The organism is Enterococcus sp. HMSC078F03 (genome assembly GCF_001811595.1).
GTDB lineage: Bacteria > Bacillota > Bacilli > Lactobacillales > Enterococcaceae > Enterococcus > Enterococcus faecalis.
This window is the reverse complement of record NZ_KV805551.1, coordinates 102,290-119,321: the sequence shown is the minus strand read 5'-3', so window position 1 is coordinate 119,321 and position 17,032 is coordinate 102,290. Positions and strand designations below refer to the sequence as shown.

Annotated in this window: 14 protein-coding genes and 1 pseudogene; 3 read left to right on the top strand and 12 right to left on the bottom strand. The window is 38.6% G+C overall.

Annotated features, from left to right (window positions below):
* Positions 1–12: 12 nt before the first annotated feature.
* Together pgmB and HMPREF2810_RS04545 are read left to right on the top strand one after the other, a co-directional pair.
* Entirely contained in the window at positions 13–663 is a 651-nt protein-coding gene (gene pgmB / locus HMPREF2810_RS04550; RefSeq protein WP_002385183.1) for a beta-phosphoglucomutase, read from the top strand.
* Positions 664–1,122: 459 nt separating this feature from the next.
* A complete protein-coding gene (locus HMPREF2810_RS04545; RefSeq protein WP_002385181.1) occupies positions 1,123–1,716 on the top strand; it encodes a PBECR4 domain-containing protein in 594 nt (197 codons plus the stop codon).
* A 351-nt stretch (positions 1,717–2,067) separates the two neighbouring features.
* Here HMPREF2810_RS04545 and HMPREF2810_RS16005 read toward each other — a convergent pair whose 3' ends face one another.
* Complete coding sequence (locus HMPREF2810_RS16005) at positions 2,068–2,193, bottom strand: hypothetical protein (protein ID WP_002383214.1); 126 nt, start codon at positions 2,191–2,193, stop codon at positions 2,068–2,070.
* A 282-nt stretch (positions 2,194–2,475) separates the two neighbouring features.
* On the opposite strand from HMPREF2810_RS16005, the gene HMPREF2810_RS04540 reads away from it, so the two are divergent.
* Positions 2,476–3,009: a CPBP family intramembrane glutamic endopeptidase gene (locus HMPREF2810_RS04540; RefSeq protein WP_002385180.1), complete on the top strand. Its 534-nt coding sequence runs from the start codon at positions 2,476–2,478 to the stop codon at positions 3,007–3,009.
* A 51-nt stretch (positions 3,010–3,060) separates the two neighbouring features.
* Here the strand turns inward: HMPREF2810_RS04540 and HMPREF2810_RS04535 are convergent, their stop codons facing one another.
* From HMPREF2810_RS04535 to HMPREF2810_RS04485, 11 genes and pseudogenes are all read right to left on the bottom strand, one after another.
* Positions 3,061–4,032, bottom strand: a complete 972-nt coding sequence (locus HMPREF2810_RS04535; RefSeq protein WP_002381060.1) for a ribose-phosphate diphosphokinase — start codon at positions 4,030–4,032, stop codon at positions 3,061–3,063.
* 174 nt (positions 4,033–4,206) lie between these two features.
* Complete coding sequence (gene msrB / locus HMPREF2810_RS04530; RefSeq protein ID WP_002354871.1) at positions 4,207–4,644, bottom strand: peptide-methionine (R)-S-oxide reductase MsrB; 438 nt, start codon at positions 4,642–4,644, stop codon at positions 4,207–4,209.
* Between the two features lie 132 nt (positions 4,645–4,776).
* Positions 4,777–5,330 (bottom strand): annotated as a pseudogene (locus HMPREF2810_RS04525) (nucleoside triphosphate pyrophosphatase).
* Positions 5,331–5,354: 24 nt separating this feature from the next.
* On the bottom strand, positions 5,355–7,487 hold the full coding sequence (gene mutL / locus HMPREF2810_RS04520) for a DNA mismatch repair endonuclease MutL (protein ID WP_002367463.1): 2,133 nt from the start codon (positions 7,485–7,487) through the stop codon (positions 5,355–5,357).
* Positions 7,488–7,518: 31 nt separating this feature from the next.
* Positions 7,519–10,095: a DNA mismatch repair protein MutS gene (gene mutS, locus HMPREF2810_RS04515; protein ID WP_002383209.1), complete on the bottom strand. Its 2,577-nt coding sequence runs from the start codon at positions 10,093–10,095 to the stop codon at positions 7,519–7,521.
* Positions 10,096–10,482 (bottom strand): YlbF/YmcA family competence regulator, encoded by a 387-nt coding sequence (locus HMPREF2810_RS04510; RefSeq protein ID WP_002359008.1) that lies wholly within the window; start codon positions 10,480–10,482, stop codon positions 10,096–10,098.
* Between the two features lie 73 nt (positions 10,483–10,555).
* Positions 10,556–11,353 (bottom strand): TIGR00282 family metallophosphoesterase, encoded by a 798-nt coding sequence (locus HMPREF2810_RS04505; RefSeq protein WP_002354864.1) that lies wholly within the window; start codon positions 11,351–11,353, stop codon positions 10,556–10,558.
* Positions 11,354–11,512: 159 nt separating this feature from the next.
* Positions 11,513–13,069, bottom strand: coding sequence for a ribonuclease Y (rny, locus tag HMPREF2810_RS04500; RefSeq protein WP_002354863.1), 1,557 nt, complete (start codon positions 13,067–13,069; stop codon positions 11,513–11,515).
* 195 nt (positions 13,070–13,264) lie between these two features.
* A complete protein-coding gene (locus HMPREF2810_RS04495) occupies positions 13,265–15,169 on the bottom strand; it encodes a BglG family transcription antiterminator (RefSeq protein WP_002383208.1) in 1,905 nt (634 codons plus the stop codon).
* A 68-nt stretch (positions 15,170–15,237) separates the two neighbouring features.
* Entirely contained in the window at positions 15,238–16,701 is a 1,464-nt protein-coding gene (locus tag HMPREF2810_RS04490; protein WP_002383207.1) for a glycoside hydrolase family 1 protein, read from the bottom strand.
* Entirely contained in the window at positions 16,683–17,024 is a 342-nt protein-coding gene (locus tag HMPREF2810_RS04485; protein WP_002359005.1) for a PTS sugar transporter subunit IIA, read from the bottom strand. Before HMPREF2810_RS04485 ends, HMPREF2810_RS04490 begins: the two co-directional genes overlap by 19 nt.
* Positions 17,025–17,032: the final 8 nt, after the last annotated feature.

Genomic DNA, 17,032 nt, shown 5'->3' with positions numbered 1-17,032 from the left:
GAGCGAACCACAATGACGATTGGATTTATTTTTGATTTGGATGGTGTCATTACTGACACCGCCAAATTTCATTATCAAGCTTGGAAAGCGTTGGCCGATTCGCTAGGCATTTCCATTGACGAAACCTTCAACGAAACATTAAAAGGCATTAGTCGGATGGATTCCTTGGACCGCATTTTAGCCCATGGCCACCGTGAAAATGCGTTTACTCCAGCAGAAAAAGAAGCCTTAGCTCAGCAAAAAAATGACCACTACGTTCAATTATTAGAACATTTAACAACAGAAGATGTTTTACCTGGTGTCGTGCCATTGCTACAGCAAGCTCAAGCACAACACATCCCCTGTGCCGTGGCTTCGGCGTCAAAAAATGCGCCCCTGATTTTGGAAAAATTAGGCGTGCGCGCATACTTCGCCACAATTGTCGATCCCGACTCCTTAAGCAAAGGCAAACCCGATCCTGAAATCTTTTTAGCCGCCGCTGACAGTATTGGCGTGCTACCGCAAAACGCCATTGGCTTTGAGGATGCACAATCAGGCATTGACGGCTTGAAAGCCGCGGGCATCTATGCCGTCGGCTTGTCGGCCAGCCAACCCTTAATCGGAGCCGACATGCAAGTCTCTGAAATGACTGAACTAAGCGTTGATGCACTGCTCAATCGCTAAAGAATGACACGAACCTTTAGCAGTAGGCACCTCTTTTCATCTACATTGTATCTATGCTAGAATGTAGATGAAAAGAGAGCTGCGTCAACATACCTCTCTAGTGTAGAGCCGTTTGAGACGGTGACCTTTTGGATTAATTAAAAATAACCGTACCGGTCAAAGTAGACGGTTTTTTTTTATTGTCATTACACTCCATTATTAGATTAAAAAGGATTGAGTTGAACGTGGTTCTGTGGTAGACTTTTATTAGAAACAAGTAGATGTTTCTTGATGATCAGGCATCATAATAACTCAATACTGAAATCGGAAGTAATAGCCGATAGTTGGCGAGCAACAGAAAAACTCGATATAGAATTGGACGTAGAGCCAATAGTTGGTGAGCAACAGAAAAACCTGAATTATATTTGAAGTTTAAAGAAGGCAAGCTAAGCTTGGCTTCTTTATTTATAGGAGAAACTAATGATTGAGAAAAAAGATTTTGACACAATTAGAAAGGCGTTCTTAATTTATGACACCAACTTCAATAATCATATGTTCACTTATACATATCAACATCGGAAAACAAAGAAATTGTTAGAAATGAACGTTCAATTTGAAGCTGGGAATTTTATGCATTTATGCGGAGTTGACTATTATCAAATAGATAAACAAGGGAGCTGTAAATTTCGTTTTAAGGCTACTCAATTTTACAGAGCTTTAAAAAATAATAAAGTTTCACTGCGCGGGATTAAACCTAAAGATGATGGAACCACAGGCCAAAAATTACAAGTAATTCCTCTATTAGAAATGCTTATTTCTCCAGGTGTACGAATATGCGATGGAGGAAAATTTTATAATTTACAGTATGAAAAAGCAATTCGTTCAGGCAAAATGATTGTGGCGTTAACATGTAAAGAGAATAACAAAAAGTACGTTCCACAATCTTTATTATCGTTAATAAATCAGCCACGAAAGAGCCAATCGAAATCTTTAACTGAATCCCATGAAGTAATTAAGATAAGTAAGTCTGAGCTGAATAGCACCTCAGTAATTGAAGTTTACGATAAATTTTAACAAAAAAGCGGGCTAAACAGACTATAGGCAAAGAGAAAAAGCCCAGAGGTTTTTCTCCTCTTTAACAGCTTTTAGGATTGCACGGATTAACGCTAAATTTATTCGTGCTTTTCGGGAAAATGTGCTATAATGAAAATGAAAAGAGAGATATGCTTCAACATACCTCTCTGATGTAGAGCCGTTTAAGACGGTGACTTTTTGGATTAATTAAAAATAACCGTACTTGATCAAAGTTGACGGTTATTTTTTATTGTCATTTTAACAGCTTTTTAGTTTCCAAGGACCAATACTTTACTATTAGCAACGAAGTTCACGGTCCTTTGTGCTTGTCTCCACGTTCATTTCTTTTGCTTATTGTTTAAATCCTACTAACGGAAAAATGAAATCAACGAATTTTATCCCCGCATAAAAACATAGGGCAAACATCAAAATCTTAATTAAGATTTTGACAATTGGTCGTTCAGTTATCTTTTTCATTTGTATACTCCTTTCCAATATTTTTAAAGCTCCAACCTTTTAATCTTTTTGACATCTATATTTTATCTAATTATAATAAAACTCACAATAGAGGAAGCATCATTTTTTCATTTCCTTTTTATTCCTTGATTAGTAGTTCAATTTGTAAACATATCATTCTGATAAAATAGGAAAGGTGGTTGTTATAGTATCGAGACAAAATTATCTACAAAGAAAAAAACACTTCTTTATCTCCTGTTCACTTTTTTGACAGCCCTACCCAGCATAGAAGCATTAACTGGAATGAGCTTAATAGCTATAAAAAATAACGAAAAAGCCTTGATTATCTTTGATAGTGTACTATCTTTAATTATTATTATCGTGCTGTCAGTTTTCTATAAAAAAATAGTAAAGAAAAAAAAGCAAGCTATCTTTAAAAGTCTATTACTAGCTATTGGCATGTTCTTATTTTCTATTATTCTAAATTTACTTTTCTCACGCATTCCTACTCCAGAAAATCAACATTATATTAATGAAGTCCGAAATGTAGCACCTGTTTTAATGGCCCTTCATACTAGACTCTTTTCACCTATAATAGAAGAACTCCTGACTCGTGGCATTTTTATGAACTTATTTTTTATAAAAAACACCTCTCGAAGTGTCTTATGTAAAATATTTTTTTCTGGTCTTTTTTTTGGTCTTAGCCATGGACTATTACCATCAATTTCCATGCTTTTTTATTGTGGAATGGGCTGGGTTTTAGCCTCTACCTATTATTTCTGTAATAACAATCTCACGTATCCTCTTGCGATTCATTTGCTATTAAATAATTTATAATACACAAAAAACCCGCCCACATCAGAAAAATGATGTGGGCGGGTTTTATAATTATTTATTTTTTGTTTCAAATAACGGACTAACTGGTTTGTTTTCGTGGATACGTTTAATCGCATCTCCGATTAATTCACCAACGCTGACTTCGTCAATTTTAGCAATTTTACGATCATCAGATAGGTAAATAGAGTCTGTTACAACTAAGCGTTCAATTGCTGAATCTTCAATACGTTGTAAGGCTGGTCCTGATAAAACGGGATGTGTACAAGAAGCGTAAACGTCTTTTGCTCCGGCTTCTTTCAATGCGTTTGCAGCAAGAGAAATTGTCCCCGCTGTGTCAATCATGTCATCAATTAAGACACATGTTTTGCCTTCCACATGACCAATGATATTCATTACTTCTGCTACGTTCGCTTTTGGACGACGTTTGTCAATGATCGCAATTGGTGCTTTTAAGAATTCTGCCAATTTACGCGCACGCGTTACACCACCATGGTCAGGGGAAACAACAACGACGTCATCGCCTTGAATGCCGTGTTCGATGAAGTAATCGGCAATTAATGGTGCACCCATCAAATGATCCACTGGAATATCAAAGAATCCTTGAATTTGGACCGCATGTAAGTCCAATGTCAACATTCTTGTTGCACCAGCTTTTTCAATCATGTTTGCAACAAGTTTAGCAGTGATTGGTTCCCGGGCACGTGCTTTACGGTCTTGACGTGCATACCCATAATAAGGCATAACCACGTTAATTGTTTTAGCACTCGCACGTTTTAACGCATCAATCATGATTAATAGTTCCATTAAGTTATCGTTAACAGGGCTACTTGTTGATTGAATGACGTAAACATGTGCACCACGAATACTTTCTTCAATATTCACTTGAATTTCGCCATCACTAAATTGTGTTACAGAGCACTTTCCTAGCTCCACACCCACAGCATCCGCAATTTTTTCTGCTAAGGGACGATTAGAGTTCAAAGAAAAGATTTTCAATCTTGGATCAAAATAATGTTTCGACATTAGAACCTCCACTTTCTATTTCAGCCAATTCGTTAAAACTGAACAATACTTTCCTTCTAAAATAATAGTAGTCCTAGCCAAATAAATCAAGAGATTTTCTGTATTTCATACAAGATATTCATCAAAAGTCGCTTTCTTCTAACTATTTTATCGTATTTGTCTAAAAAATGAGGATTATTTGAATAAAGAAAGGTACTCGCCATAGCCTTCCTTTTCTAAATCTGCCACTGGCACAAATCTCAAAGCTGCCGCATTAATGCAATAACGTAAGCCGCCTTCTTGGAGTGGGCCATCAGTGAAAACATGCCCTAAATGTGAATCCGCTTCTTGACTGCGAACTTCTACTCGGTGCATGCCGTGACTAAAATCAGCTTTTTCTTTGACGCCACGTTTTTCAATTGGTTTGGTAAAGGATGGCCAGCCACAACCAGCATCGTATTTGTCCAGGGAGCTAAACAACGGCTCGCCACTAACAATGTCTACATAGATTCCGTCTTGGTAAAAGTCATCATATTCTCCTGAAAAAGGGCGTTCTGTTGCGTTTTCTTGTGTGACGGCATATTGAAGATCCGTCAAGGTTTGTTTTAATTCTTCTTCTGTTGGTTTTGTCATTCTGTCCACTCCTTTTCTTCTGTTCAATTTATTGGGTTCAATGATACCACGTTTGCCAAACAGGCACCTAATAGTTTGCATAGTAAAAGACAGTCCTTTCTCTTTTTGACGAATGAAAAGGACTGTCTTTTATTAGTTGAATTCTTTTAGTAGTCGGGCTACTTTGGCAATTGGTAAACCCATAATGGCGTAATAATCGCCAGCGATTGCTTCAATTAGTAATGCTCCTTGTCCTTGGATACCATAAGCGCCTGCTTTGTCGGCATATTCTGCGGTGTCTAAGTACGCATGGATTTCCGTGTCTGTCAGTGGATAAAACGTCACGGTTGAATGAACTGTCGCGGAGCGCTCTTTTTCCCTTGTTTCAACGTCACACTTGTATACACGTCATGTGTTTTGCCACTTAGGAGGCGCAACATGCGATAACCGTCTTCCCGAGAAGTGGGTTTGCCGAGGATTTCTCCCGCCAATGCCACAATTGTATCGCAGCCAATGACTAGTGCTTCGGGGGATTGTTCTGCTATAGCCGCTGCTTTTTGGGCAGCCATTTGCGCCACATATTCTGCTGGTAAGCCGTCTTTGCCAACAGTTTCATCGATATCGGCTGGTGCAATCGTAAAAGTTGGGACCACACGCTTTAATAACTCCTGACGGCGAGGAGATTGGGATGCTAAAATAATTTGCATAAAATGATGACGCCTCGTTTCTTTTTAATGGGGGTCCTGAATGCGTTTAAACATTCGTTCCATATCTGAATTCGTAAAATGAATCAGCACCGGACGTCCATGCGGACAATTAAACGGATTTTCGCACAAGGCTAAATCTTTTAATAGCACGCGTGCTTGTTGCTCATTGAGGTAATGATTGGCTTTGATGGATCGCTTACAGCTCATCATAATGGCAGTTGCTTCACGGAATTTTTTCACGCTGACCGAGCCAGTTGTTAGCAACATGTCAATCATCTCGCGAACAATGCTTTCCTCTTCGCCTGCAGGATACCAAGTTGGGTGCGCCCGCACAATGAAACTATTTTGTCCAAAGTCTTCCAAATGGATGCCGACTTCCGCAAGGGTTTCTTTCTGCTCTTTAATTTTCAAGGCATCGCTATTTGGATAATCAATAACGATTGGTACCAATAGTTCTTGTAAATCATCACTGACTTCGCCAATTTTTTCACGGAAGTACTCGTATTTAATTCGTTCTTGGGCAGCGTGTTGGTCGATAATAAACAGGCCATCTTTGCTTTGTGCGAATAAATAAGTTCCGTGCATTTGACCGAAGTATTCTAGCTCAGGAAAACGTTCTGTCGGTCGTTCTTCTTCCAACTTGTTCAGGGCTTGTTTCAGTTCTCTTTGACTCGCAGCGCTATTGGCATCGAATTCTGGGTGAAGTTTCATTTCTTCTTGGAAAACCTCGTCAGCAGCCTCTGATGAACGCAGAGAAGGTTCTGAATCAGATACTTCAGTTATTTTCGTTTCTTCGGCTATTATCTGTTGCTCATTACTAGCTGTTTCCCAATGATTTGCGGAATCAGCAGCTGCCGAAGAGGTTTCGTAAGCTGACGTTTCTTCCGCTACACTCGTTGATTCTGGCACTGGCGGCGCAAATGGATCGTCCATTGGGTCCACTGCTCTTTCTGTCTGGTTGACAGCTTCAGGGGCGCTTGAGGCTGGTGTTTCGTCTGTCGCATGTTCCGCATAGAAGCGACCCGTTGCGGGATTATAGCTTAAGCTGCCCGGTCGTTGTTTTACCGCAGGTTGTTCAGTCGATAAAGGAATTTCCATTTGTTCGGCTTTAGGTTCTGGCGGTAGTTTCTTTTTAAAACGCAAATTGTCTGCCGCATTGGGAATCAACTGTTCTTGGCTCAACACTTCTTGAATCGCCTGTTCAATTAATGCCATTAAATCTTTTTCTTTACTTAAACGAACTTCTTGCTTAGTAGGATGGACATTGACATCAACTAACAGCGGATCCATTTCAATTTCTAACACAGCAATTGGAAAACGCCCCACCATTAGTTTCGAACCATAGCCGGCTACAATTGCTTTATTTAACGCGAAATTTTTAATATAACGACCATTGATAATCGTTGATAAATAGTTGCGGCTGGCCCGTGTGACTTCTGGCAATGAGACATACCCTGTCAAAGTAAAATCAAGGTCTTTTCCTTCAATTTTCAACATTTTCTTTGCGGTGCTAATGCCATAAATCCCCGCAATCGTTTGTTTTAAATCACCATTGCCTGTTGTACTCATCATTTTGTGGCCGTCATGAACTAAGCGAAAAGCGACTTTAGGGTGGCTTAACGCCAGACGATTGACAATGTCACCAATATTGGCCAATTCCGTTTGGATCGTTTTGACGTATTTCAAACGAGCGGGCGTATTATAAAATAAATTAGAAACGGTCATTTTTGTGCCTTTACGGAGGGCTGCTGGTCGGTTTTCTTCGACCTTGCCCCCTTTTAGAATCACATAGCTGCCTTCTTCTTCCTCAGCTGTGGCAGTTTCGACAATCATTTCAGAAACTGAGGCAATACTTGGTAAGGCTTCGCCTCGGAACCCCAAGCTGCGAATTCGGAACAAATCATCTCTTGTATGAATTTTGCTTGTGGCATGGCGTTTGAAGGCATTCAGTACATCTTCTTTGGCAATTCCTTCACCATTATCAATAATTTGAATGGTTTTCAAGCCAGCTTCTTCAATAAAAATATCAATTTGGGTGCTTCCTGCATCCAGTGCATTTTCCACCAATTCTTTGACGACAGAAGCGGGACGTTCAACAACTTCACCAGCAGCAATCTGGTTGGCTAGTTGTTCGGATAGTTCTTGAATTTTCCCCATTTCACGACCTCCTAACCGGTTCGGTTCCTAATTAGATACGTTTTTGCAATTGATGAAGCATGTTTAACGCATCTAGTGGTGTCATTTCTAATAGATTCATTTTCTTCAATGTGTCAATGACACTTAATTCTTCTGTTGAAACTTCTTTAAATAATGAAAGTTGCTCGGTTTCTTCATGGACTTCTGAAACTTCTTCATGATGAACTGAACTTGGAATCGTTGTTTCTTCTGCTTCTAAAGCGGATAAAATGGTGGCTGCTCGTTCTAAAAGCGGGCTTGGTAAACCAGCGATTTTAGCAACATGTATCCCATAGCTCTTATCAGCAGGTCCTTCCATCATTTTATGAAGAAAGACCACTTCGCCATCTTTTTCGACAGCGCCCACGTGAATATTCTTCAAGCCTTTTAAGGTTTCATCTAGAACAGTTAGTTCATGATAATGTGTAGAGAATAGCGTTTTAGCTTGTACTTCACGATGGATATATTCAATGATGGCTTGCGCTAGCGCCATTCCATCATAGGTTGCCGTGCCGCGTCCTAATTCATCAAATAAAATTAGGCTGTTAGGCGTGGCGTGCCGCAGTGCTTGGTTGGCTTCCATCATTTCTACCATAAAGGTACTTTGCCCTGCAATTAGATCATCAGAGGCCCCAATCCGTGTAAAAATTTGATCGAAAATTGGCATTTCAGCACTTTCCGCTGGTACAAAACAGCCAATTTGTGCCATGACCACCGTCAAAGCCAATTGACGCATGTAGGTACTTTTCCCTGACATGTTTGGTCCAGTAATCAAGAGAATATCTGTTTCTGGGGTCATGCGGATACTGTTTGGAATGTATTCTTGATGCCCTAAAACTTTTTCCACGACTGGGTGTCGTCCTTCGACAATCGCCAAATTTTTCGTGTTACTTCTTAACGTTGGTCGAACGTATTGATACCGTTCACTAATTGTTGCAAAAGATTGTAAAACATCAACCGCACTAATGGTTTTAGCCAGTGTTTGCAACCGGTCAATGTTCGTTTTCACTTGTTCTCTCACGGCCAAGAACAATTGATATTCTAGTTCAACTGATTTTTCTTCAGCTTCTAAGATTAAACGCTCTAATTCTTTTAGTTCTGGCGTAATAAAGCGCTCCGCATTAGCTAATGTTTGCTTACGCTCGTATTTTCCTTCTTCTAAATTCGCTAAATTTGACTTAGTGATTTCAATGAAATAACCAAAGACACGATTGTAGCCAATCTTCAAGTTTTTAATGCCTGTTTCTTGGCGTTCTTTCGCTTCTAACTCCGCTAACCATTGCTTACCATTACGCATGGCATCACGGTATTCATCTAATTGGTCGTTATAGCCGTCTTTAATAACATTTCCTTCAGTAATTTGTAAAGGGGCTTCTTCATTAATCGCCGTCGCAATCAATGCCACTAAATCTTCAACAGGGTTTAAGTCGACTAATAAATCATCCCATTCCCCTTGATTGATCCCGACAATTAACTGTCGAATCGTTGGTACTTGTTCTAAAGAGGTCCGTAATTGAATTAAATCACGCCCATTCACACTGCCGAATGCCACGCGTCCTGCTAACCGCTCTAAATCATAAACGTTCGTCAATGCTGCTTGCAAATCTAAGCGTTCAAAATAGGCATTTAATAAGGATTGCACCATTTCTTGACGCGCCTTAATTTGACGTTCCTGAATTAGCGGACGATCCAACCATTGTTTCAACAAACGGCCGCCCATAGCTGTTTTCGTTTCATCTAATAGCCACAAAAGAGTCCCTTTTTTCTGTCCTGTTCGAATCGACTGACTCAATTCTAAATTGAATTTAGAATAATGATCCATTTTCAAGAAATGATCTGGCTGATATTCCACAGCTTTCTGAATATGGGACAAGCTCCGCTTTTGGGTAACAGATAAATAAGATAATAACTTGCCTGTAATTTCAATTTCTAATGGATTAATCAGTTCATTAGTTAAAAAACTAAACTCGGCATTTTCTTCCACCGTTTCTTGTGTCGAAAAGATAATATTTAAACGTAAACTTAAGTTCTCTTTTAACGATTCAGGAATCCCTGAACCTAGGACCATTTCTTTTGTTTGCAACGCAGAAGCTTCGTTCAAAACGCCCTCTTCATCAGCCAAGACTGCTGTTTTTAATTCGCCTGTACTCAAATCTACATAGGCAAAACCGAACTGATTACCATCTGTTAGCACAGCGGTTAAGTAATTATTGTCTTTGGCTTCCAAGCCTTTACTATTCATCACCGTTCCTGGCGTTACCAACTGGACCACTTCTCGTTTGACCATGCCCTTGGTAGTCTTTGGATCTTCCACTTGCTCACAAATCGCTACTTTATAGCCTTGCTCAATCAACGTATCAATGTAACCTTGCGCGGCATGATAAGGAACGCCACACATAGGAATCGGATCATCCGCATTGCGGTTGCGACTGGTTAACGTCAATTCTAAGATTTGCGCTGCATTGATAGCATCTTCATAAAATAATTCATAAAAATCACCTAAGCGATAAAATAAAAACGCATCCTTGTATTGGGCCTTAATGGATAAATATTGTTCCATCATGGGTGTATTTTTTGTCTTTTGTGGCATTTAATTCCCTTCCTTCTCTAGCTCTTCGTTCACGCGGTATTGAATGAGCGCCGTGACATGTTGGACTAAGTCATTGGCTTCGATCAGTTGTTCGCGGTAGGCTACAACGAGTGGGTGCTCATCAAATTCTTTTGTTTTCGCATCAGCTCGTTGAATGGCTTCTTTTTCAGCAGTTGGTTTGCCATAGTGAGCAAATTGAACCGCATCTTTTTGCGCAGCTTTGATTTCTTCCACTAATTCTGTCAGCTTTTTGTTTTTCTTTACCTTTTCTTCAATCGCTTGGTAGCGCTGAATGACTTCATCTTGTCCAATTAAATGTAACAATTTTTCTAATTCTTTATTACTTTGTGCATCTAAATTCAACGGCTCCATTTTTTTCACCTTCATCTTTCACCGGCACTTTTTCTATAAGAGCAGAAAAAGTTAACCTCTTAATGATCCGAGATTAACTTTTCTTCTATTATTCTTGAAACGGGCGATCTTCACTAATCTGAATCGGCTCAATCATCTTCGCTTGGCCCGTTTGGTCATCAATCTCTAAAATACAGGCAGATAAAATTGTCCGCCCTGTTTCGACTACCTCAAAGCGCTTCGGCAATGCTGTCATAAACTTCTCAATAATCGGTTCACGCTTCATTCCTAAAATCCCATCATAAGGACCGGTCATACCGACATCACTTAAGAAGGCTGTCCCTTTCGGTAAAATCCGAGCATCATTTGTTTGAACATGCGTATGTGTTCCAACAACGGCTGAAACTTGGCCATCTAAAAACCAGCTCATGGCTTGTTTTTCGCTCGTCGTTTCGCCATGAAAATCCACAAAAATGAGCGGTGTCCGTTTGCGAGCGATAGCCACTAGCTCGGCGGCTTTCTTGAAAGGATCTTCCAATGGCACCATAAATGTGCGGGCCTGTAAATTAATCACCGCTAGTTCCAATTGATTGACTTTCACAAAAACCATTCCTTGACCAGGAACATCTTCTGGAAAGTTCGCTGGACGAACCATTTTCTTCGCATCATCAATGAATTCAAAGATATCCTTGTTGTCCCACGTATGGTTACCCATCGTAACAACATCGACACCATCTTGCAAAAATTTCTTATAAATCTTGCCAGTAATTCCCCGACCAGATGCCGCATTTTCACCATTGGCAATGGTCACTTGTGGACGATATTTCTTCTTTAATTTAGGGACATACGTTGCTAAGGCTTCTCTTCCTAAAGAACCGACAACATCTCCTATAAATAATATACGCAAAAAGGTTCCTCTTCTCTTTTTAACATCTCTTGTTTATTATAGTTGTTTTCGCTTTGAAAAGAAAGTTTTGGTTTTAAAAGATTAAAAAAAGTGTCTCAACTAATAATCGCAAGGATTATTAGTTGAGACACTACACGCGATACTTATTCGCTTTTTATTTTATTTCGCATAGTCAACGGCACGTGTTTCACGGATAACCGTTACTTTGATATGTCCTGGATAATCCAAGTCATCTTCAATTTTCTTCCGAATGTCTCGAACTAAACGAACAGATTCTAAATCAGAAATTTCTTCTGGTTTCACCATGACACGAACTTCACGTCCCGCTTGAACAGCAAAACTTGAATCCACGCCTTCAAAACTATTAGAAATATTTTCTAAGTTTTCTAAGCGGCGAATGTAGTTTTCTAACGATTCACTACGTGCACCTGGACGGGCTGCAGATAACGCATCTGCGGCTGCCACTAAAACAGAAATAACTGAGGTTGCTTCCACATCACCATGATGCGAGGCAATGGCATTAATAACTACTGAATTTTCTTTATATTTCGCAGCTAATTCTGCGCCAATCTCAACGTGAGAACCTTCAATTTCATGATCTAATGCTTTCCCAATATCATGTAGTAAACCTGCACGTTTGGCTAATTGAACATCTTCGCCTAATTCGGCGGCTAAAACGCCAGCCAGTTTTGCTACTTCGATTGAATGGTTCAAGACATTTTGACCATAACTTGTTCTGAAACGTAAACGGCCTAAAATTTTAATTAAATCAGGATGTAACGTATGAGCACCTACTTCAAAGGCTGCTTGTTCTCCGTATTCACGAATCCGTTCATCCATTTCTTTACGTGATTTTTCTACCATTTCTTCGATACGAGCGGGATGAATCCGACCATCTTGGATTAATTTTTCCAAGGTCATTCGAGCGATTTCTCGTCTGATTGGATCAAATCCGGATAACACAACCGCTTCTGGCGTATCATCAATGATTAAGTCAATCCCTGTTAATGTTTCCAATGTACGAATATTACGTCCTTCACGACCAATAATGCGACCTTTCATCTCATCATTTGGTAAAGTGACCACGGAAACAGTTGTTTCAGAAACAGAATCAGCGGCGCAACGTTGAATTGCTAGGGAAAGCAAGTTCTTCGCTTTGCGATCAGATTCTTCTTTGGCACGTTGTTCTGACTCCTTGACCATCAAGGTTAGTTCATGATTCAACTCTTCTTCTGTTGACTTCATAATAATCGATTTTGCTTCTTCTTTTGAAAGGGAAGCAATTCGTTCTAATTCTTGATGTTGCTGATTAATTAAGTTTTCTACTTCTTTTTCTCGCTCATCAATTAATTGCTGTCTAGCACCAAGTTTCTCTTCTTTTTCTTCCAGTGAGCCTTCACGTTTTTCAAGAGAGTCATCTTTACGATCCAACGTTTGTTCCCGTTGAATTAAACGATTTTCTTGAGATTTAAGTTCTAATCTGCTTTCTTTCAACTCACTTTCAATTTCTGAACGATACTTCTGGTTCTCTTCCTTAGCTTCTAGCAATGCTTCTTTTTTCAGTGTTTCTGATTCTTTCCGAGCGTTCTCGAGAATACTCGACGCTGAAATTTTTGCACCATTTATTGCTTTATCATGACGTGACTTTGCAATAACAAATCCTAAACCAAGACCGACAATCAAACCGACGATAGCGAGGAGAATATTTAAAACCATATTTCCACCTCCATACTATCTTTTTGTTAATTCATATCTTGTAGTTTTTTGATAAACTAAAATCAATTATCAATATGCCTACTTGCATATTTGTGCATACACACAATTTTATTCTAATGTTTGTCGCGAAAGGTGTCAACTTAAAAAAGCCCTTTCTTTTGGAAAGGGCAGCAAATATTAGACAACGTCACATTTTTAGGTTTCCGCCGTCACGAATTGTTTAAATTTTAGAACAAACGCCGCATAGTCTGCCGTTTGACTAAGCTGCTTGATGTGGATGGGTTCGGACATGATTTCAATAAATTTTTCAAAAAAGTCATCAAAGATTGGTGCGTCTTCTTGACGAATTGCTACTAAAGCCACCAACTTCACCTCATAATTGGCCCACCGAATCGGCTCTTGTAAGGTCATGATTGAAATACCACTTTTCTCTGCTGTCCGATCAATAGCATGGGGGACAGCGATACCTGATGGAAAACTTGTTGGAGAAAGCTGTTCTCGTTTTTTCACACTTTTTTTAAAATCACTCGAACAATATTTTTGTATTCTCATTCGTTGAATCATTTGATCAAGTAACATTTCAGGGGTTAAATCTGCTGGATCAATCTGGCTAAAATATAACTCCTTAGCAATGAACTGATCTGTTCTTATCTCCATCTGCCGCTTTCGCTTTTGTCCTTTTAAAAGATACATTCGATTTTCAATTTTCCGCAGTTCTTTTGTTGTAATAAAGGGATGAATAAAGATTGCTCCTTCATATTTTGTGGCTAACCTACGATTAGTAGTGACTAGCAAATCAAATTTTTTCTGATCAATATTGGTCTGACGAACGACTTTTATATTTATTTGGTTCCCAAAATGTTCTTGAAGTTTTTTCTGAAGCACTTCACGCATATTATGATAATCTTCCACCACTAGTAAAAGGAGAAATGGTTGCTGTTCTGTTCGCTGACTTTCCAAAAATGAGCCAAGATGTAAAGCGATAAAAGAAATCTCATCTTCTGTAAACCAAATATTTAAACGTTCTTGAATAAAGGAGGAAATGTAAACAGAAATGTCATAAATCAAAGGATAGCCTGTCTTTAAGTCCCATAAACGACTATTCCTTGTAAAAGCTTCAACATTTGAACGATCATATAGTCCCTGTAAATGAATTGCTAATTTATTGAAAAACTCTTTGTTTTTCAATTGAATAAAATAGATTTGCTCAACCTTTTGTAAAACTTCTTCTAACACTTCAATAATTTTCGGATTCACAATCTGTTGTAATTGTGTTTTTTCACTATTCACTGTGTGTTCTTTTTGAATTCCTACAAATAATAACGAAAGTTGCGCTAACTCTTCTTTCGAGAATAGAATGTCGTAAGTTTCTTCTAAACGTAGGGCAATTTCTTTGGCCATTTGATATTCTTCTGAGTGATTTTCTGCTAATTTTGGTTTCGTTAACAAGGTGTGGCCTTGTCGGATACGCTCAATGCTAATCGCATAATGTAAAACAATATTGTTCAAGACATACTGGTTTAACCTTCTTTCATAATTAAAAAAAGTTTGTTGAATCATTTCCTCTAACTCTTCTAACGAAATATAGCCAATCATTTCCCGTACACTACGGGTCAATTTTTCTTGAAAATCACTTTCTGCATATAATAATGAAACCATGTATTGCCGTTTAGCGCGTTCTGTTCCTGTTAACCAAATATTCGCTCCTTTAAAACAAATCGTTGTTTGTTGATTTGCTAACTCTTCTTTTAATTGTTGAAGGTCATTTTTGGCGGTTGATTCAGAAATGTATAAACAATCAGCTAAATCGTACAGGTTCACTCCTTCAGAGGAATGTTTTAATAGTTCAAGAAAAATTCTAGCTTTTCGTTCCTTACTGGGCGTTTCCTGTAAAATCGAAATTTGATCATTTCTACGATAGCCCCGTTGACTAGACAAAATAGCTTCTGGGTAGGCTTCATTGATTTTTGCGACACGGTTGCGAATCGTTCTTGTTGTACAACCACAAAATTCTGCTAACTCTTTGGCTGTCACCCAATGATGTTGCTGACTTTCTAAAAAAAGTATTATCTCTCTTTGCTTACTTTCCAACCTTCCCACATCCCTTTAAAAGAAAAGAAGAAGACGATTGCTTTTTATTAAAACAATAATCAACGTCTTCAATTAATCTAGATTTCTTCACCATTGGTTGCAATCACTTTTTGATACCAAGTAAAGCTATCTTTTTTCATACGTTTTCCTGTTCCCTTCCCTTCATTATCTAAATCAACATAAACAAACCCATATCGTTTTTCCATTTGCGCTGAAGAACAACTAATGATATCAATCGGTCCCCAAGCACAATAAGCAATCACATCTACGCCATCATACATGGCTTTTTTCATTTGTTGGATGTGTTCAGATAAATAAGAAATTCGATAATCATCATGGATTTGACCATCTGTCACTTTATCATACATACCAAACCCATTTTCCGCTATAATTATCGGTTTCCCATAACGATCCCAATATTGAGAAAGTGAGTTGTATAATCCCTGAGGGTCTACTGCCCAGCCCCAAGGATTGACTTTCAGTGTTGGATTTGGCGTGACAGATGCTGGATTCATTGAATTTTTTTCTGAATCAACCATCTGTGAATAATAATAAGAAATTGCTAAATAATCCATTGTATTTTCTTTTAGCATTTGTTGATCTTCAAGTGTAATATCTATCTCAATTCCGTGTTCTTCAAAATAGTTCAACGCATATTGCGGGTACTCACCACGAAATTGAACATCTGTATAAAAGTATTCCATTCGATTTCGCTTCATGGCTAAAATGACGTCATCTGGCTTACACGAAAAAGGGTAGACAGTACAGTCGGCAACCATTGTTCCCATTTGCATTTGAGGATTAATTTTTTTAGCGTACGCAACTAATTGTGCACTTGCGATAAACTGATGGTGAATCGCTTGAAAACTTGCTTCTTCATAATTATCCACTGTATCATAAGGAATTGCTGTTGAGTTAAACGGTTCAAATTGAATCAGATTAATTTGATTAATGACAATCCAATATTTTACTTTTTCTTTGTAACGTTCCAAAAGGACTTTGCCATATTTTACAAATAAATCAATAACTTTTCGATTGTTCCAACCACCATATTTCAATGAAATTTCAATCGGAGTTTCATAATGTAGAATAGTGATGATTGGTTCCATCCCTAATTCAATGATTTTGTCGATTAATCGATCATAATAAGCCAAGCCCGCTTCGTTTGGTGTTTCTTCTTCCCCTGTTGGAAAAATCCGCGTCCAATCAATAGAAGTTCGGAATGTTTTGAAACCTAATTCTTTAAGCAATGCTAAATCTTCTGGATAAGTATGATAAAAATCAATCCCATGACGTTTAGGATAGTAGCCATCAGTATCTGCTAGATTCGCTTGAATGTCTGCTACAGACATGCCTTTTATTTGTTCTTGGCTGATTTCTGCATTTGTTTTATCTGGATAGTATTTGTGTACATCCGCTAAACTGATGCCTTTACCATCTACTTGAAACGCTCCTTCTGCTTGATTTGCGGCAATTGCGCCACCCCATAAAAAATCCTTTGGCATCTGATAATCTTTAAACATTATTTTTCCTCCTGACATAATTGTTGACTAAACTTTTTAAAAAGCTTCACTAAATGCTCACCAATTAAAATTTCACTTTGAGCCGTCATTAAGGTATCTTGTGCATGACAAAACAGCGTCGAGTAACGAATTTGTTCTCCTGAAGCTTCTAATTGTAACGTATCTGTCTGTATGCCATGTGCTAAAACGACTTCTTTCCGTGCCTCTATTAACTCCTTTTGTGCCTGCTCATACGAAGTCTCTTCTAATTTTTCTAACGCTTGAACTAGATGGTCTCTCGCATTTCCTGCATGAATTAAAATATTCATTGATAACTGATTTAACTGCTCATTTTCTTCCATAATAACCT